The sequence below is a fragment of the Burkholderia sp. b14 genome (assembly GCF_900156195.1).
Taxonomy (GTDB): Bacteria; Pseudomonadota; Gammaproteobacteria; order Burkholderiales; family Burkholderiaceae; genus Mycetohabitans.
Genome location: NZ_FTPJ01000003.1, coordinates 1,225,500 through 1,243,539, shown reverse-complemented (window position 1 = coordinate 1,243,539; position 18,040 = coordinate 1,225,500). Strand labels below are relative to the sequence as shown.

Annotated in this window: 16 protein-coding genes and 1 pseudogene; 11 read left to right on the top strand and 6 right to left on the bottom strand. The window is 61.7% G+C overall.

Features of this window, described 5'->3' with window-relative positions:
• Nucleotides 1–161: 161 nt before the first annotated feature.
• The 5 genes and pseudogenes from B0B13_RS10090 to B0B13_RS19375 all read right to left on the bottom strand — a co-directional run bounded on the left by B0B13_RS10090 (nt 162) and on the right by B0B13_RS19375 (nt 5,870).
• Entirely contained in the window at nt 162–1,322 is a 1,161-nt protein-coding gene (locus B0B13_RS10090) for an MFS transporter (RefSeq protein WP_076786173.1), read from the bottom strand.
• A 124-nt stretch (nt 1,323–1,446) separates the two neighbouring features.
• A pseudogene (locus B0B13_RS10085) lies at nt 1,447–1,656 on the bottom strand (MFS transporter); the annotation flags it as partial.
• Between the two features lie 869 nt (nt 1,657–2,525).
• A complete protein-coding gene (locus B0B13_RS10080; RefSeq protein ID WP_076796127.1) occupies nt 2,526–3,641 on the bottom strand; it encodes a LysR family transcriptional regulator in 1,116 nt (371 codons plus the stop codon).
• A gap of 750 nt (nt 3,642–4,391) precedes the next feature.
• Entirely contained in the window at nt 4,392–5,090 is a 699-nt protein-coding gene (locus B0B13_RS10075) for an MFS transporter (RefSeq protein ID WP_076796125.1), read from the bottom strand.
• Between the two features lie 15 nt (nt 5,091–5,105).
• Nucleotides 5,106–5,870 (bottom strand): L,D-transpeptidase, encoded by a 765-nt coding sequence (locus tag B0B13_RS19375; protein ID WP_237573959.1) that lies wholly within the window; start codon nt 5,868–5,870, stop codon nt 5,106–5,108.
• An 834-nt stretch (nt 5,871–6,704) separates the two neighbouring features.
• Here B0B13_RS19375 and B0B13_RS10065 point away from each other — a divergent pair.
• The 5 genes from B0B13_RS10065 to groL all read left to right on the top strand — a co-directional run bounded on the left by B0B13_RS10065 (nt 6,705) and on the right by groL (nt 13,226).
• Complete coding sequence (locus B0B13_RS10065; RefSeq protein ID WP_076787716.1) at nt 6,705–7,619, top strand: glutaminase; 915 nt, start codon at nt 6,705–6,707, stop codon at nt 7,617–7,619.
• Nucleotides 7,620–7,667: 48 nt separating this feature from the next.
• On the top strand, nt 7,668–8,144 hold the full coding sequence (locus B0B13_RS10060; RefSeq protein ID WP_076796122.1) for a hypothetical protein: 477 nt from the start codon (nt 7,668–7,670) through the stop codon (nt 8,142–8,144).
• An 808-nt stretch (nt 8,145–8,952) separates the two neighbouring features.
• Nucleotides 8,953–11,082, top strand: coding sequence for a TonB-dependent receptor (locus B0B13_RS10050; protein ID WP_076796117.1), 2,130 nt, complete (start codon nt 8,953–8,955; stop codon nt 11,080–11,082).
• Nucleotides 11,083–11,253: 171 nt separating this feature from the next.
• Nucleotides 11,254–11,544: a co-chaperone GroES gene (groES, locus tag B0B13_RS10045; RefSeq protein ID WP_076786181.1), complete on the top strand. Its 291-nt coding sequence runs from the start codon at nt 11,254–11,256 to the stop codon at nt 11,542–11,544.
• Between the two features lie 41 nt (nt 11,545–11,585).
• Nucleotides 11,586–13,226 (top strand): chaperonin GroEL, encoded by a 1,641-nt coding sequence (gene groL / locus B0B13_RS10040; RefSeq protein ID WP_076786182.1) that lies wholly within the window; start codon nt 11,586–11,588, stop codon nt 13,224–13,226.
• A 308-nt stretch (nt 13,227–13,534) separates the two neighbouring features.
• On the opposite strand, the gene thiD is transcribed toward groL, so the two are convergent.
• On the bottom strand, nt 13,535–14,398 hold the full coding sequence (gene thiD, locus B0B13_RS10035; RefSeq protein ID WP_076786183.1) for a bifunctional hydroxymethylpyrimidine kinase/phosphomethylpyrimidine kinase: 864 nt from the start codon (nt 14,396–14,398) through the stop codon (nt 13,535–13,537).
• A gap of 172 nt (nt 14,399–14,570) precedes the next feature.
• On the opposite strand from thiD, the gene B0B13_RS10030 reads away from it, so the two are divergent.
• From B0B13_RS10030 to B0B13_RS10005, 6 genes are all read left to right on the top strand, one after another.
• Nucleotides 14,571–14,741, top strand: coding sequence for a rubredoxin (locus tag B0B13_RS10030; protein WP_004186709.1), 171 nt, complete (start codon nt 14,571–14,573; stop codon nt 14,739–14,741).
• Nucleotides 14,742–15,034: 293 nt separating this feature from the next.
• The gene (locus tag B0B13_RS10025) at nt 15,035–15,214 is read left to right on the top strand and encodes a hypothetical protein (protein WP_139337394.1); all 180 of its coding nucleotides are present in this window, start codon (nt 15,035–15,037) and stop codon (nt 15,212–15,214) included.
• A gap of 66 nt (nt 15,215–15,280) precedes the next feature.
• Nucleotides 15,281–15,859, top strand: a complete 579-nt coding sequence (locus B0B13_RS10020) for a YqgE/AlgH family protein (protein ID WP_076786186.1) — start codon at nt 15,281–15,283, stop codon at nt 15,857–15,859.
• A complete protein-coding gene (ruvX, locus tag B0B13_RS10015) occupies nt 15,856–16,269 on the top strand; it encodes a Holliday junction resolvase RuvX (RefSeq protein ID WP_076796112.1) in 414 nt (137 codons plus the stop codon). Before B0B13_RS10020 ends, ruvX begins: the two co-directional genes overlap by 4 nt.
• 11 nt (nt 16,270–16,280) lie before the next feature.
• Entirely contained in the window at nt 16,281–16,790 is a 510-nt protein-coding gene (gene pyrR, locus B0B13_RS10010; RefSeq protein ID WP_076797261.1) for a bifunctional pyr operon transcriptional regulator/uracil phosphoribosyltransferase PyrR, read from the top strand.
• Nucleotides 16,791–16,901: 111 nt separating this feature from the next.
• Nucleotides 16,902–17,996, top strand: coding sequence for an aspartate carbamoyltransferase catalytic subunit (locus B0B13_RS10005; RefSeq protein WP_076786188.1), 1,095 nt, complete (start codon nt 16,902–16,904; stop codon nt 17,994–17,996).
• The last annotated feature ends 44 nt before the right edge of the window (nt 17,997–18,040 follow it).

Here is an 18,040-nt window from a genome sequence, read left to right as displayed (position 1 = left end):
GTAGCAGTCGCCGCGGCTGTCGCATCGACAAAAATTTGGCTGACGCGGTTGCGCCGAGCGGCATGCCACCGGTCGCACGCCGATGCGCCGGGTGCTCGAAGGTTGCTGATACCGGTGGCTTTCTGTTCGGGCTGGTGAACCGGGCAGTTCACGGCTCTTGTTTAGCCTTGCGTCGCGGCCCGCGCAGCATGCTGTTCCCACAGATGCGCGCAGATGAACATGACGACGCCGGCGAACAGCACGCCGACCAGCGCGTCAGGGCTGATCGTGCGCATCAGCGCGCCGGCAATCATCGGCCCAAAGCAACTCGCCACGCTCCACGATGCACCGATCAATGAGCTGGCGGTGACCAGCGCCGGGCCACGAAAACGTTCGCCGATCGCCGCCAGCGACAACGTGTAGATCCCGCCCGCGGCCGCGCCGAGCACGATTAGCACAGGCCAGCGCAGCCACGGCTGCGCGGCGATCATCGGCAATGTCGGCAGCAGCAGCGCCACGACCAGCGCGGCGCCCAAGTGCACGCGCGCCCGGCCGACGTGATCGGCCAGCCATCCAAGGGCAAACGCGCACACCGTATCGCCGAGCAGGATCGCAGAGCCGAACACGACGGCCAGTTCCGTTGCGACGCCATGGTGGATCGCAAACAGCGGTAGCAGCGACAAGGCTAGTGTATCGAACAGCGCAAAAAAGCCCGCACCGACCACTAGTGCCGGCATGCGGGGTAATACCGTTTGCCAGGCGCCATGAGGTTCATCGTCGGCTGGGCCGATGTCGTGGGCGATGCGCATCATCCACAGCCCCGGCAGCGCCAGCAGGAAGATCGCGCCGCACAATGCAAAACGCCATCCCGGGTAGTCGGCGATCATGCTGACCAGCAGCGGGCCAGCCATCTGGAACAGCGTGAAGTTGGTCGCGTACAGTGCGACGATGCGCCCACGCGATCGATCGTTGGCGAGCTGGTTCACCCAGGCTTCGGTGATCGTGAACAGCAGCATCAAAGCGGCGCCAGCGATCGCCCTCAGAAGCGCCCAGGCAATGAGGTTGACCGTCAACTGCATCGCAAGCGTCGCGATCGACGTTATCCACACCGTGCCGATGATGGCGCGGCGTGCGCCGATACGCGACGTGATGCGTGCTGCGAATGGCACGATTGCGATACCGCCGCCCGCCTGCGCGGCGGTCAGCATGCCGATCACGTGCGAGCCATAGCCGGCTTGCATCAACGCCAGGGCGGTGAGCGGCAACGTGGCGCCGATGCCTAGCCCGACGACGGCAACGCTGACGATTAACGCAAAGAAGTCGCGTGTAAAGATAGCTTTCATTCGTAGTATTATGGGGCCGGCGTACCAATGGCGGCAGGCCCGTTATCGTGGCGCCGCGCCCGCGGGTGATCGCAGCAGGCGGCGCGGGTTGTTCTGGCGCTCAGGAAGGTGTTACGCAGGCCGGCGCGCGCCGCTCCAGATTGTTCCAAGCTGCCAGCCCAAGCGCACCGAGCGCCATCGTGACGCCCAGCGCGTATCCGGACACCAGCATGCCGGCGGCCGGAATTGATACGCGCAGGTCACGCGCCACGTCTACCAGCCATCCCATGATCACGAACTCGGTGGTACCGATGCCGAAGGCGACAATGGCAATAGTGATGAGCGGCAAGGGCATGGGCAGGCTTCGGGGTGGGGAACCGCGGTTCGGGCACGCAGGGTGCGCGTGCCCCGGAGGCCGTGAAACACCATCTTACTGTATCCGGGGAAGCCCTGCTGCCGGACGTCGTCGATGGCGATTCGCCGGCGATTGCGCACCAGTCGTGCGCCGCGCGGCCATCAGCTCATACTGTGCCGCCGTGTCGCCCGGCGCCGGCGGCGAACCGCGGGCACCCGTGAGCCCTTCGTTGAGCATGGCTCAATAGCCGCTTGCTTCTTCGCGCATGAGCGCCAGTGCCAGTTCCGGCAGCGACGCGTTGTCATAGGCCGAGCGGCAGTTCGCGCGCAGTGCCGGCCGCGGGTGGCACTGCGCGGGCTGTACGGGAAACGGTACGTTTTTTGTGCGATCAGTGCGGATTGTCAGCGAGTGTTCATCTTGGGCGTGATGTAATGGATGTCATGCCGGACGATGACGCTGCACGCCGCACCCTTGTCACAGTATTCGACGGCCATCACTCTCGTTGTTCGCGAATTCGTATTGGCACTGCCGGTGGAGCCGGATATTTGGCCCGTGCCGCCCTTGCTCGAGTGCGCGGATCGCGACGATGTCGACTACGTGCTCGGACCGGTCTCGCAATGGCATCCCGGCAAGGTTAACGGGATTCGGGCGTTTGTCGATCCGAGCGGCTCGCGGGTGCCGGAGAGGTTGCACGTGGCATGCTCGCTGCGTCGCATTTTCCCGTCGAGATACACGAGCGTGAAGCCGATGCGCTGGCCGAGTGCTGCGGCTATCACGGTGACGCCGAGGAATACCTATCGCATGCGTCACGGATTGACGCGGCGACGTGGCGCGCCGGCTGTGGCCTCGTCAGGCGCAGGCGTGGCCGGTCAACTGACGCGCCACTCCCCCGTCGCAAAAGGCCATGGCGCCGCGGGGCGCGATGCCGGTTGCGCCGTGGCGTGCGGACTCTTCGTGCTGTTGGCCGAACCGCTTGGGTTGCCGCGTGTGACCATCGCGTCGGCCGGATGTTGCCGTTCTGGCGTGCCGCGGCCTGCGTTGCACTGCGGTGCAGGGGTGCCTTGCTCGGCGTCATAGCCACTGTCGTCGGCCTGGCCGTAGTGTGCGCAGACAAACTCGACGAAGGCGCGCGTCTTAGCCGCCATGTATTGCCGCTCCGGGTAGACTACGGACAGCGTGGTCTGACTTTCCAGAATCTCGCAGTCGGGCAATAGCTGGACCAGGCTGCCGCTGGCCACGTCACGCTCGACCACACGCTGCGGCAGCAACGCGATGCCCATGCCGCCGACAGCCGCGGCGCGTAGCATCTGTGCGCTGTTCACCACGTAGATCGGCTCGGGCATCGCCAACTGGTACTCGGCGCCGTGCGCATCGCGCAGATGCCAGAGCCGGCTGCGGTCACTGTGCGATTGCGCTAGCAACGACAGCGCAAGCAGGTCATTGGGCGTTTGCGGCGCGGCGTGCTCGAGCAGGTAATCCGGCGAAGCGACGATCACCGACGCGCACGAACTCAGGATCTGGCTGGAGAGTCCATTACCCGGCGCCACCGCGGCTTGCACTAGACCGACGTCGTAGCTGTCGCCGAGCGCGTCTACGGCCTGGTCACCCAGCGTGACATGTAAGCGGATCCGTGCGTGACGCTGGCGAAACTCTTCGACCAGTCCGATCAATTCGTCGCAAAGCGATGCCGAAGCGGCGACGCGCAATGTGCCGCGAGGCTCGTCGTCACCGTTGACCACGGTTGCTTCGATGAAGTCAAGTTCCTCGAGCAGTCGACGGCAACCCTGTAGGTAAACGTATCCTGCCTCCGTCAACGACACGTTGCGTGTCGTGCGATTGATAAGCCGCGTGTTCAGGTGGGCTTCCAATGTCGCGATCGAACGCGTGACCAAGGCATTGGAGACATTCAGTTGCTGTGCCGCGCGCCGAAAACTCTGTGTTTCCGCGACCCGGGTAAACACGCGCATGGCCTGGATCTGATTCATTCTGAGCTCGTGGTCGAGAAAGTTATGTTTGACAGCCGATTGTTTTTCCCATATTAAAGTTGCCCGGCCTTCGGTGTTCCGTTGGGGAAATCCATTCGGGATCTCAGACAGTTTATAGAGGATTGCGGAGATCAAGCAAACGGGGAGCGACAAAAATCGACAATTGGTAAGCGGATCGCATCGATGAGTGGACGCACCCGCAGCGCGTAATGCGCTCCGATATCACGTTATTGTCCCCAGTACCGCGGCACTTTCATGCATCTGCCCTCCCGTACACGGGGTAGATGCAACTTCGGCGCTTTGCGTCAGCTATTTCAAAATTGTAAACAGGTGCACGCAATTCTGTTCCGTTGTTGCATTCAGTGAATAACTGTCTGCATACGCGGCCGTTGTTAGGCTGCTAAAGATGAATATCTTCACCGGCTCGCTCGGCTTTACCACTTTATCGTGATGCGACTCGACGATTGGCCACGGTCGGAAAACAGCTGGCGCCTATAACTCCACGCTTAGTTTCAAATTATCCCGGCGCTCTTGTGCCGTAGGATTGCTGGTGTCTAAAAGATACTATGCCATGCATTTTCGGTAATATTGTCTTGGTGTATTCGACTATTTTGGTTTTTAATTCCGATATTCGTGCAAATTAGAAAAAATTTTCCTGTATTGGTTTGGATTTGTTTTCGGTTAGCGCGATGGAGCCGGCGTTCCGCGAAGCGGCTCCCTTAGGCCGGCGAAGTGCCTCAGTCTATTATGTCAGCGCGCCCATACAATACTCAGCACAGCGGCGACTGCGGCAAACAGATAGACTGATTCATACTCGAAGTCGCTGGCGATCAGTCTAGCCAGGGGCCCGGTGAGGCCCAGAGACAAATCGAGGAATACGGAATAGGCGGACAACGCCGCACCGCGGCTGGCCGGTGGCACCAGCGCGACGGCTTCGACACCCAGTGCGGGGAAGACCAGCGCGAAACCCAACCCGATCAGCGCCGCGCCGGCCAGCGCTACTTGCGGGATGGGCGCGAGCCACAGCGTCAGCAGGCCGCATGTTTCGACCAGGAACGATGCGATGGCGACGCGAAAGCCGCCATGCTTTTTGATGGCACCGGCGAATAGCAGTCGCGCGCCGCAAAACAGCGTGCCGAATACGGTCAACGATAGCGCTGCATCCAGCAGCACGCCACTTGCCCCGTATGTGAGCAAGCCGCGCATGACGGTCTTCTTGGGTCCGATTTTATCCGCCATGCGGCCGGCGAGTGGCCGCATGAGCAGTATCGATACGTATTGGATGCTGATTGCAGCGCCGGCAATGACCGAGCCATAGCCCAGGTCGTCATGGACATAGCCGGGCAGCACCGCGAGCGGCAAGCCAATGCTTAGGTAGCACAGGAACGTGAACAGCACGATCGTGACGATCTGCAACGTGACGGCCGCCGGCGTGCACCAAGCCTCTATCGGACGCGGATCCTATCAGTCGGCGGTGTCGATCTGCGCACCATGCTTGACCTTGGCGCCGCGCGGCACCGGCGACCACGTCGGACGCTGTGTTGCGCCGCCATCGACGATTACGATATAGCGCCCGGCCCAGCGCGATGCCTCGCGATTCGGCTTAAGCACCCATAGGAGCTGGCCTTCCCGGATGCGCGTCTCATAGTCAGCGTCCAGTATGCCGTAGTGATCCAAAAACGTATTGAGCGTGCCCGGGATTCGGATACAGCCTTTCGAGTGCCGCATGCCGAGCAGCGATTCAAGCCGGCCGGGATCGGTAGCGTGCATTTGCAGCCGCATCTGGCTCATTGCGCGGTTACCCCAGCCGCGCTGTGCCTGCGTCCATCCGAGGTCGTAGATTCGCTGGTCGCGCGCGCCATAGCCGCGAATGCCGTTGTCGTTGAACGTGCCTTCGGCGCGAAAGTCCATGTTGTCCGGAGTATGCCGGAATACCCCGAGCGGCGTGATGAAATGGTCATAGAGACCTGGCATGCCGGTAGAAACAGGCGATGCGCCAATCACCTGCCAAGGATCCGACGGCGTCTGACGCCACATCAACACGAATGCTTGTACGAATGGATTGCGGTCCACGACGGCGACGAATTCGCTTGCCACGTCAGGCAAGCCGGCTTGGGCGAGCGCGTTCTGCAGCAGTTGCCCATAGTGCGCTTGGGCAGCGGCGGGTATCGACAGGGTGCGGTTGACAGACTGCACATACAGCTTCCGATAGTCGAGCGCAGAAGGCACATTGGTATAGCGCGGCAGTACGGGGGCGGTGGACGGTGGCGCGTGGGTGGCCGAGGCCGTGGGTTGGGCCGGTGGCCGCGCGGGTGATGAGGCTGGCGTTTGCGTTGGAACCGGCATCGATGATGAGTCTACGGCAGACGATTGTCTCGGGGCAGCCGGTTGCCCGGAGGCCGAGGTAGCCAATGAGCCCAGGGCAGCAGATGAGCCTTGGGCAGCAGATGAGCCCGGGGCAGCAGATGAACTGGGGACAGGTGACGCGATAGGCGTGGACGCCGTTTCGATGATCGGTTTGACTGTGTCGACGGTCGATTGTGCGGTCAATCTTGGCCGCGGCGCAGGTTCGGCCGCGTGTGCGCCGGCGCTTGCGTCGGACTGCTGTGATGAGCCCACCGCCGGCATCGGTGTCCAAAGCGTTAGCGCAATCCATACGAGCGTGAGCATACGGCCGTGCAGCAATCTGGCCGAAGTGCAGTCAAACTGAGAGCGGCCGCAAGCTGAGTGTTGTGCGTTGTGCGCTGGTCGATGGAGAATAGGTGATGGATGGTGTGTTTTTTGCATCGCCAATAGACCGTGCCGCACCGCGGGAGTTCGCGCCACCTATCAGCGTGCCGCTGGGTGTGCGGCGGCAGTCCCAAGGAGTTGGAACGCAGCGACGGCGCACACGCGGCCGACGTCAACCCGAATGCCGATATAGAGGGCAATGGACCACCCCGGCAAATCCGCACGGGTATCGTCGACGACGCCTACGTGTGTGTGGCGTACTCGACAATGGGTCGACAGCAGACCGTGGCCCCGCTAGAATCGCGGTCCCGCGATCTCCGACGGCCTGCCGCAATGGACTATCAGGCGATCCTTCATAAAATTCAGCACGACGTCACGCCGTGGCTCGGCAAAGGCCGCGTCGCGGACTATATTCCCGAGCTTGCGAAGGTCGACCCGTCGCATTTCGGCATGGCAATTGTCACGTTGCGAGGCGAGGTCTTCTGCGCCGGCGACGCTTGGGTTCCGTTCTCGATCCAGAGCATCTCGAAACTGTTTGCGTGCACCCTGGCCTTTCAGTTGCAAGGCGACGCGTTGTGGCAACGCGTTGGCCGGGAGCCATCGGGCAATGCGTTCAATTCACTGGTGCAGCTCGAACATGAAAACGGAGTGCCGCGTAACCCCTTCATCAATGCAGGTGCCCTGGTTGTCACCGACGTGCTATGCCGGCGTTTCGTCCAGGCGGAAACAGCGCTCGTGCAATTCATGCGTCGTCTGGCCGGGCGCTCGGATATCGACTACAGCGCCAACGTCGCGGAATCGGAACTCGCGCATTCGGACCGAAATCGCGCAATGGCGCATTTCATGAAGAGCTTCGGTAACCTGCAGATGTCAGTGGACACGGTGATCGACGCGTATTGCCGGCAGTGTGCGATCGAAATGAACTGTGTCGACCTGGCTAGATCGGTCTTATTCCTGGCCAACGGTGGCGTGGTGCCGCACAGTGGCGAGCGCGTGCTCGGCGCGAGCCCGGCGAAACGCTTGAGCGCATTAATGCTCACCTGCGGTACGTACGATGCCGCCGGAGACTTCGTCTACCGTGTTGGATTGCCCGCCAAAAGCGGCGTCGGTGGCGGCATTGTTGCGGTATTGCCAGGGGAGTTCGGCATCTGCGTGTGGTCTCCCGCGCTGGACACGAACGGCAATTCACTGGCTGGTATGCAGGCGCTCGAGTGGCTAACGACGCTCAGCGGACGGTCGATATTTTGACGCGTCGCGCAGACCTGGTGCCGCGCAAACTAGGCGCGGGCGGCGTTTATGTCACGGCAGCGGGAATGCATCGCGTTAGATCGCCGATACGTCTCGAGCGGCGCTGATACTGCGATACCTTATAAAGATAGCGGGGCAATCATTGCCGGAGTTGAGCCCGGCGCCGGAGCGGATGCCGGAGTCGATGCTGGAGCCGATGCGGCTGCGGCTGCGGGTGCGGGTGCCGCGTTAGACGTTGCGGGGGACACCGAAGCCGGGATCGATACGGCTGGCGCCGGCATGGAGGTAGAGGCTGGCGCTCGAGCGGGACTGGCACCCACATTGGAAGCCGGGACGGCAACGGCGCCCGACGCTGCGATGGAACCCGATGCTGGTGCAGATTTTGGGGTTGCTTCAGCCGACGCAGCGGCGGCCGCTTCGACGTCTGCGCCGGCTGAGCGGACCTGCAGTGGCATGGCCGACGGAGTCGGCATCACGGGCATGTTCATCTTGAGCGGTGCGTCGGCTGGGGGGGCGGCCTTCTGATGAAACGTGCGCGTGTATGGACTGCTCGTCGCATCAAATTGTTCTTGCTGATACAGCGGTTTGGGCGACGAGCACGCGGCGAGCAAACTCGCAACGATCATCATGCACGTGCGTCGAAACAGTCGGGATCGAATCTGCATGGCGTAATGGATTCGGAGCGGCCAATCATGCGGCACGTCCACATCCGTGCTGCCTGTTTGCACACGTTTGGCCTGGGCGTGCGCGTTGTGCGCATGACTCAACATGCTGGTCGCGCTGCTCCAGCAAGTGCCGCAGCGCAGGCACTACGGTCCGTCGTGATCAGCGCATTATTATAGTTTCGTTCTGAAGGAAGGCATTGACGAAGTTCTATCGTAGGTTTTGCACGCGCTCGGCGCCGTGTCACGCGGTCTGCGCACGTATCGCGCAGCCGGTGTTCTGGATGGAACCGTCCGCTGACATTTCTCGGGTACGGCGGCAGCCGGTGGCATTGCACTGGTTAGCAGCATCGACTTGTCCAGCGGCATGATTAGCCTGGGGTAATGAATCGGCGAGGGCCGTACCGCGACGAGCAGCATGGACGGCGCAATGTACATCGTTGCGACGCTGTGCGTTGCGATGCTGTGGATTGCTGTGGGGGACGGGTGGGGCGGCGATGCTGCTTGTCGTGAGCGCGCAACGACGAACCGGTGGCGACCCTGCTATTGTAGTTGATAATGTAAATGATTATCATTATTATTTAGTGGCTTATAGCCTGTTCTAAGTGTCCGCGCTGCCCGGACGAGGGTTCTAGCGCGCCTTTTCGCCGCAACTCGTAGGCATATTATCAATGACGCGTAACAAAAAGACTTATCGTGCTCTGCTGATCGCCCCTTTATTCATCAGCGTAAAGTCGGGTTTTGCACAGGACGGGGTTACACAGCCCGTGCTGCCCACGATTGCGGTCAGCGCGTCGGCCGCGCATGGATCCTATGATGCAAGCCGTTCGCGTGCCGGCACTAAGACGGACATGTCGCTGATGGATGTGCCGCAGACCATCAACATCGTGCCACGCGCGGTGATCGATGACCAGAATGCGGCATCGATGCAGGACACGTTGCGCAACGTGCCGGGAGTCGGCTTTTCAGTCGGCGATGGCCAGCGCGACCAAATCACGATCCGTGGCTTTAACAGCATCACGGACCAGTATGTCGACGGCCTACGCGACGACGCGATGTACTATCGCGACTTGTCCAATGTGCAGCGGATCGAGATTTTAAAAGGACCGGCAGCGGTACTGTACGGGCGCGGCTCGGCAGGGGGCATCGTCAATCGTGTGCTTAAGCGGCCACAGGCGGAGCCAGTGCGGGATATCGGCGTGATGCTTGGCTCGCGTGGCGAGCGTCGCGGTGAAATCGACATGGGCTGGAACGCGAGTGATGCGGCACGCTTGCGTATCACCGGCGCCGTGGATAATTCGCGTAGTTTTCGCGATCAATTCGCGTTGAACCGCCAAGCAGTCGCGCCTTCGGCGCAATTCAAGCTGAGTCCGGATACAGTAGTGAACGTTGAGTTCGACTACCTACATGATCGCCGCACGTCCGATCAGGGCTTGCCTGCCTATAGGGGGCGGCCGGTCGATGTGCCGATCAACACTTACTACGGCTCTGCCGATGCGGCGAACAGCTCATACAATGACGCCTTGGCGAAAAGTGCAACGGTGTCGCTCGATCACCGCTTCAACAATTCGCTAGCCTTCCACGGCGCGCTGCGTGCCTATGATTTCTCACTGGAGCGGAAAAACTATGTCACGTTCCAGCCGATCAAGGCGGCTGTGCACCCGAGCGTCACGCTCGACCAGTCGACGCGCCAACGGACCGAGCATGGCGTGGACGGCGTATTTGAGCTGACGCAGCAAGCGACGCTGCTCGGCATGCGTCATGAACTGCTGTATGGGATCGAACTGTCGCAGCAGCAGAAATTCGACACGATCTATGGCGTATCGAAAGTGACAACGTATGATCTGTACCATCCACAGCTGATCGATTTACCTGGCGTGCCGGCCGGGATGCCGGCGCGCACGAATGCAGCGACGGTTGTCGGCCTGGCCGGCGTGTACGCGCAGGACCTGGTGACATTGACACCGCAGTGGAAGCTGCTCGCCGGCCTGCGCTTTGACTATTTGGATCAGATTCGCCACGATTACACGTCGTCCAACGTGAATCTTGCCCGTACCGACCGCGCATGGAGTCCGCGCGTCGGGCTGATCTACGAGCCGCTCGAGTGGCTGACGCTCTATGGCTCGCTCAGCCAGTCTTTCTCGCCGCTTGCTGATACCCTGATCAGCTCGGGTGCGTTCGCCAATGGCGCAGCGCTGGCGCCGCAAAAGACCACCGCATACGAAGTCGGTTCGAAGTTCGACCTCGGTGGCAAGGCGACGGCTACGGTTGCGCTGTTCGACATGCGGCAAACGAACCAACAAATTGGCGATCCGGCCAACCCCGGCTATGCGCTGCCGATCGGCACTCAGCACGTACGGGGTTTCGAGGCCGGCTTTTCCGGCGAAATCGCACCGAAGTGGTCCGTCTATGCCGGTTATGCGTATTTGAGTGGCACGGTTGACGGATCGCCGCAATCGACGGCGGCCGGGCTGACGCTGGCCAGCAACACGCCGGGCCTGATGCCACGCCATAGCGCAAGCCTGTGGCTCAAGCGCGAGCTTCCCTACGGCTTTTACGCGGCCGCCGGCGCACAGTTCCAATCAGCGCGCTACGCCTCTGCGAGCGATCAGGTCACGCTGCCTTCGTTTACCGTATTCAATTTGGGCGCCGGCTATCGCAGCAAGAAAATGGATGTGACGCTGACGCTGGACAATCTGTTCGATCGCCGCTATTTCATCTCGGCGCATGGCAATGCTGACATGTTCAACATGCCTGGTGAACCCCGTACGCTGACGGCCACGGTTAAGTGGCATCTGTAAGCGCGATGCTGCGCGCTAGGGACAATTTGGGTTCTTGAAATAGTCCTCACCCGTCCATATAATTAGCACTCGTCGCACGTGAGTGCTAACAACCCGTGCCACCAGGGTGCCTGGCTTGCCGGGCGCCAACGTTAAAAAGCGTTCTTCAGCCTGAATACAAAAGGAGTGTGTATGAACCTTCGTCCTTTGCACGATCGCGTCATCGTCAAGCGTCTGGACCAGGAAACCAAGACTGCGTCGGGCATCGTGATCCCCGAGGCAGCGGCTGAAAAGCCTGATCAGGGCGAAGTCCTGGCCATCGGCCCGGGCAAACGTGACGACAAGGGCGCGCAAATCGCGCTCGACGTCAAGGTGGGCGACCGTGTGTTGTTTGGCAAGTATGCCGGCCAAACGGTCAAAGTTGATGGGCAAGAGTTGCTTGTCATGCGCGAAGAAGACATCATGGCGGTCGTCCAGAAGTAACGGTCGCGTTCGGCTTTCCAAAGATTTCAAGGAGTTAGAAGATGGCAGCTAAAGACGTCGTATTTAGCGATTCCGCCCGTGCGAAGATGGTCGAGGGTGTGAACATTCTCGCCAACGCAGTGAAGGTGACGCTCGGCCCGAAGGGTCGCAATGTCGTGCTCGAGCGCAGCTTCGGCGGCCCGACGGTGACCAAGGACGGTGTGTCCGTCGCGAAGGAAATCGAGCTGAAGGACAAGCTGCAGAACCTGGGCGCGCAAATGGTTAAGGAAGTGGCTTCCAAAACCAGCGACAACGCCGGCGACGGTACGACGACGGCGACCGTGCTCGCGCAATCGATCGTGCGTGAAGGCATGAAGTATGTTGTATCGGGCATGAACCCGATGGACCTGAAGCGTGGTATCGACAAGGCGGTTGCCGCCGCAGTCGACGAGTTGCGCAAGATCAGCAAGCCGTGCACGACGAGCAAGGAAATCGCGCAAGTCGGCTCGATCTCGGCCAACAGCGACACGTCGATCGGCCAGCGCATCGCTGAAGCGATGGACAAAGTCGGCAAGGAAGGGGTGATCACCGTCGAAGACGGCAAGTCGCTCGCCGACGAACTCGAAGTCGTCGAAGGCATGCAATTTGACCGCGGCTACCTGTCGCCGTACTTCATCAACAACCCGGATAAGCAAGTCGCTGTTCTCGAGAATCCGTACGTGCTGCTGCACGACAAGAAGATCTCGAACATCCGCGACCTGCTGCCGGTGCTCGAACAAGTGGCCAAGGCCAGCCGCCCGCTGCTGATCATCGCGGAGGACGTCGAAGGCGAAGCGCTTGCGACGCTGGTGGTGAACAACATCCGCGGCATCCTGAAGACCGTTGCGGTCAAGGCGCCTGGCTTCGGCGATCGTCGCAAGGCGATGCTCGAGGATATCGCGATCCTGACCGGTGGTCAGGTCATCGCCGAGGAAACCGGCCTGTCGCTGGAAAAGGCCACGCTGCAGGAGTTGGGCCAAGCTAAGCGGATCGAAGTCGCGAAGGAAAACACGACGATCATTGATGGCGCGGGCGAAGCGAAGAACATCGAGGCGCGTGTGAAGCAGATCCGCACGCAAATCGAAGAAGCGACGTCGGACTACGATCGCGAAAAGCTGCAAGAGCGTGTCGCGAAGCTCGCGGGTGGTGTGGCAGTGATCAAAGTCGGCGCGGCCACCGAAGTCGAAATGAAGGAAAAGAAGGCGCGTGTCGAAGACGCGCTGCACGCCACGCGTGCCGCCGTTGAAGAAGGTATCGTGCCGGGTGGCGGCGTTGCGCTGATCCGTGCCCGTACTGCGATCGCCAGCGTCAAGGGCGAGAACGCCGACCAAGAGGCCGGCATTAAGATTGTGCTGCGTGCGATGGAAGAGCCGCTGCGCCAGATTGTGGCGAATGGCGGTGAAGAGGCCAGCGTGGTGGTCGCGGCCGTGGCGGCCGGCAAGGGCAACTACGGCTACAACGCGGCGAGCGGCGAATACGGCGACCTAGTTGAAGCCGGTGTGGTCGATCCGACGAAGGTCACGCGCACCGCGCTGCAAAACGCGGCGTCCGTTGCTGGCCTGCTGCTGACGACTGATGCGGCGGTGTGCGAGTTGCCGAAGGAAGACGCACCGGCACCGGCCGGCATGCCGGGCGGCATGGGTGGTATGGGCATGGACATGTAATTCGGCTCGTGCCGAATGGAGTCCGGGCGGCGCCCCGTGGGGGCGCCGCTCCCCCGGCCCGAAAAACCCGCAGCGATGCGGGTTTAGACTGCTGACGAACCCCATGTTTTTCGGAACATGGGGTTTGTTTTTTATGCGGCTGCGCTGTTGGTGCGGTATGGCGCGATTGGGGGGCAAGCCCGCAAGATCAGCAATGAGCCGCTGCAACGGTGCATTTTTTATAGTGCGCTGACTGCTGCCGCTAGCCGCCGGTCACGGTAGCCGGAACAGGACGGCGTTTTGTCTCGCGTGAACGGCAGCGGGCCGGGTCAATGGCGCAACACGCCGGCTGGCGTGTTCGGCTCCGCAGCTGGCGGACTTTGACCTTCGTCCGTGGTGCGGGCCCAGAAGAAGCGGTCCAGCAGGTATCCGCCCATGCCCGGTCGATAGGCGTGCCGGATCGCCTGGTGCACGTACTCCTGCGCCTCGCGCACTGCCTCGCCCGGATCCTGGCCATTGGCGAGCAGTGCCGTGATCGCAGCGCTCAGCGTATCGGCAAGCCCGATCAGCCGCTCACCGCCGCGGTCCCATGCATCCTGACGGACCTGACCTTCTTCGCTGAACAACGTGTTGAGCAGCTGCGAAGGCCGCGCGTCGGTGCACAACACGTATTCGCAGCCCTGCCCGAGCAGGTGGGCAATGGCACCGTCGAGCGTGATCGGATCGGCGTCGGAATCCGGCTGTGCCAACTGTACAAGGGTCGCCGGGTCTGCGATCAGCAACGTCGTCTGGGGCGCGAGTAGTTCCGCGATCGACTCGCGCAACTCGTCGCCGGCCAGCATGTGCTGCTCGTCGAGCGTGAAGTCCGGAACCAGAATCAGCGGCAAATCGTCATAATCTGCGACAACTTCCGCAATCGCACTGACAATTTCGGCCCGCGTCGTCGCGCCGACCTTGAAGGCGGCAACCGGCATGTCTTCGAGTAGCATCCGGGCTTGCGACGCGACCGCTTCGGGGTCCAGGCCGGTCACGTCGCCGGCGGCCGCCGAATCGCGCACTGCGTAGCCGGTCAACACCGACACCCCATGACAGCCGATGCTGGCTAGCGTGAGTAGGTCGGCCTGCAGGCCTGATGCGCCGGTCGGGTCCGACAGGCCAAAGGTGAGAACGATCGGAGGGGCGTCGCTGGACATGGAAGGCGTGAAGCGTTACAAGGGGATGGCGATGGCCGCGGCATGGGTGACATGAACCCGTGTCTTCGAATGGATCGGCCGCGCTGCATAGCCATTGCTAGGCAGCGACGCGACGACAAGGTACCATCGTGCCTTTCATTGTAACGGATCACTCGTTCGACGCGGCAACAAGATGGAATACAAGAGTTGGATGTGCCTGATTTGCGGTTGGATCTACGACGAAGAAGCGGGTCTTCCGGAAGAGGGGATTGCGCCCGGCACACGTTGGGAGGATGTCCCGATCAACTGGACTTGCCCCGAGTGCGGTGCACGGAAGGAAGATTTCGAGATGGTCCAAATCTGAACTACCGAGCGCCGACTCGTTGCATCGGTCGCGAGCGATGCGAATGCGCTATTCGCCGCTGCCGGTGCTGCGAGCCCATGCCGACGACGCGCCGACGCTGCTTGAGCAGGTCGGCGGCTACCTGGAAGAATGGCAAAATTGCGTCATGAATTTAAAGGGTCCAGATCCTCCAGATCCTTATGGCGTGTGTCGGCTGGCCGCCGGTGCGTTGCCCGCGCTTCGACTATGGCAGGATGGCGGCGACGTTGCGCAAGTCCATGCCAAGCATGTGATTGCACGATTGGACTTGCTGCTTGCTCAGCACGCGCGTGGCGTGGCAACGTACGCGCTGGGCTATGCGGGGAACGGGCGAGACGCTCAAGCGGCGGTTGGTCCAGATCGCCGTCGGCTGCATTCCGCTGCCCGATCCAGCTGCCGTGCTGTTCGACCTGGCCAGTGCAATCGAAGGCAGCCGGCGCGTGGCCGGGCTATAGTGGAGTCGGCAAAGTGCCATCGTCGAAGTCGCTAGAGACCCTCGGGTCTTTGCTAAAATCCGAAACATGTCAAAGACCACTGATCGCATCAACCTGACCAACCAGTTCCTGATCGCCATGCCAAGCATGGCCGATCCCACTTTTTCCGGAACGGTGGTGTACCTCTGCGATCACAGCGAGCGCGGTGCGTTCGGGCTGGTGATCAACAGGCCGACCGATATCGATCTGCAGGCGCTGTTTTCACGCATCGACCTAAAGCTAGAGATTGAGCCGCTGTTGCACGTACCCGTCTATTTCGGTGGACCGGTGCAGACCGAGCGCGGCTTTGTGCTGCATGACCCGGTCGGCAGCGGCAACTATACGTCGTCGATGTCGGTGCCCAGCGGGCTGGAGATGACCACGTCAAAGGACGTGCTCGAAGCGGTCGCGAACGGTAACGGACCCAAGCGCTTCCTGCTAACGCTCGGGCATGCCGGCTGGGGCGCGGGGCAGCTGGAGGACGAGATTTCGAAGAATGGCTGGCTGACCGTCGAGGCGGATCCGAAGATCGTGTTTGACGTGCCGGCCGAGCAACGTTTTGACGCGGCGCTCGCGCTGCTGGGCATCTCATCGACGATGCTCTCCGGCGAGGCAGGCCACGCATGAGTACGGCGGCGGCCACGCTGCTCGCGTTCGACTACGGACAAAAGCGCATCGGTGTGGCGATTGGCAACACGCTGACCCGCTGCGCTCGGGCACTCACAACCGTCGAAAACCGCAATCGCGAATACCGTTTCGCTGCGGTGGGCGAGTTGATCAACCAATGGCAGCCGCTGCGGCTGGTCGTCGGGCTGCCAGTGCATCCCGATGGCGCACCGCACGAGATGACGCAGCAGGCGCGGCGTTTCGGTAACCAACTCAATGGGCGTTTCAACCTGCCAGTGACCTGGGTCGATGAGCGCTATTCGTCGGTCGAGGCCGAAGCGGCAGGAGCGCGTGGTGCCATCGTGGACGCACAGGCAGCCTGCATCATTCTTCAGCAGTATTTTGATGAACCGCTATCCGAGAGCCGATGATGAGTGCCGCCATCGCGTCGATTGACGCGGAACAGTTGTATCGCGCGATGCGCGACCCGTTGCAGGCCGCGCTGGGCGATGCGATACGCTCAGGCACGACCGCACTGGCGGGAATCCATAGCGGCGGCGCGTGGATTGCTGAGCGGCTTGCCCAAGACCTGGGCGCGGCTTCATTTGGCGTGGTCAATGTCGCGCTGCACCGCGACGACTATGCGAAAAAAGGCCTGCACAGCCAGGCGCAACCCACGTCGTTGCCGTTTGGCGTTGACGGCAGGCGCATTGTGCTGGTGGATGACGTGCTATTCACCGGGCGCACGATCCGTGCCGCAATCAACGAGCTATACGACTACGGTCGCCCGGCGTGCGTTGAGTTGGCCGTGCTGGTCGACCGCGGCGGCCGTGAATTGCCGATCGCCGCGCGCTTCGTTGGCGCGGTGATCGACGTGCCGGTGAACGAGAGGCTTGTGCTGCGGCGTGACTGCCACGGTGCGCTGGCGTTCGTCACCGAAGCGCAAGCGTGACACGGCGTCGCGCGCATGGGCGTACCCGGCGTTGGCCGGTGTTGCATTGCTTATTTCATCCAGTGACGGCTGTGCGGCTGTCACCACGTTCATGATCGAACCGCGTTATCCATGAATACCGCCACCCCAGAGCCCGCCGAACCGACGCGCGCTGCTGCGCCGCCCGCTGAAGAACAACGTCCGGCCGCGCCGCATACTGAGGGGCAGCGCGCCGCCGCGCCGGCACCCGCCGCATTCCGCCCGGGTTTCCTGCGCGGCCACCCGCAATTGAACCGTCATGGTGAGCTTAAACATCTGCTGACGATCGAAGGCCTGCCTCCCGCGGTGGTCACGCATATCCTGGATACTGCGGCCCAATTCGTCAGCGTGACGGACCGCGACGTCAAGAAGGTGCCATTGTTGCGCGGCAAATCGGTGTTCAACCTGTTCTTCGAGAATTCGACGCGCACGCGCACGACGTTCGAGATTGCCGCGAAGCGGCTGTCCGCGGACGTGCTGAATTTGAACATTAATGCGTCATCGACGAGCAAGGGGGAGTCGCTGCTGGACACGATCAACAATCTGTCGGCGATGCATGCGGACATGTTCGTCGTGCGGCATGCGCAAAGCGGTGCGCCGTACCTGATCGCGCAGCACTGCGCGCCGCACGTACATGTGATCAATGCCGGAGACGGTCGCCACGCGCACCCGACGCAGGGGCTGCTGGATATGTATACGATTCGTCACTACAAGCGCGACTTCACGCAGCTGCGGGTGGCCATCGTCGGTGACATCCTGCATTCGCGCGTCGCGCGCTCCGATATCCATGCGTTGACCACGCTGGGCGTGCCTGAGATCCGTGCGATCGGGCCCCGCACGCTGCTGCCTGGCGGACTGGAGCACCTCGGCGTGCGCGTTTTCCACGACATGCAGCAGGGCTTGCGCGACGTTGACGTGATCATCATGTTGCGCCTGCAGAACGAGCGCATGAGTGGCGCACTGTTGCCGTCCGCGCAGGAGTACTTCAAGACGTGGGGCCTGACGTCGGAGCGGCTCGCGTACGCCAAGCCCGATGCGATCGTCATGCATCCGGGACCGATGAACCGCGGCGTCGAGATTGAATCAAGCGTCGCGGACGGCCCGCAGGCCGTGATCCTAAACCAGGTCACGTTCGGTATCGCGGTGCGTATGGCGGTGATGGGCATCGTCGCAGGCAACAATGACTGAAACGCAGTAAATGCAGCGGCAAGCATTCGAAAACACGTCTACGA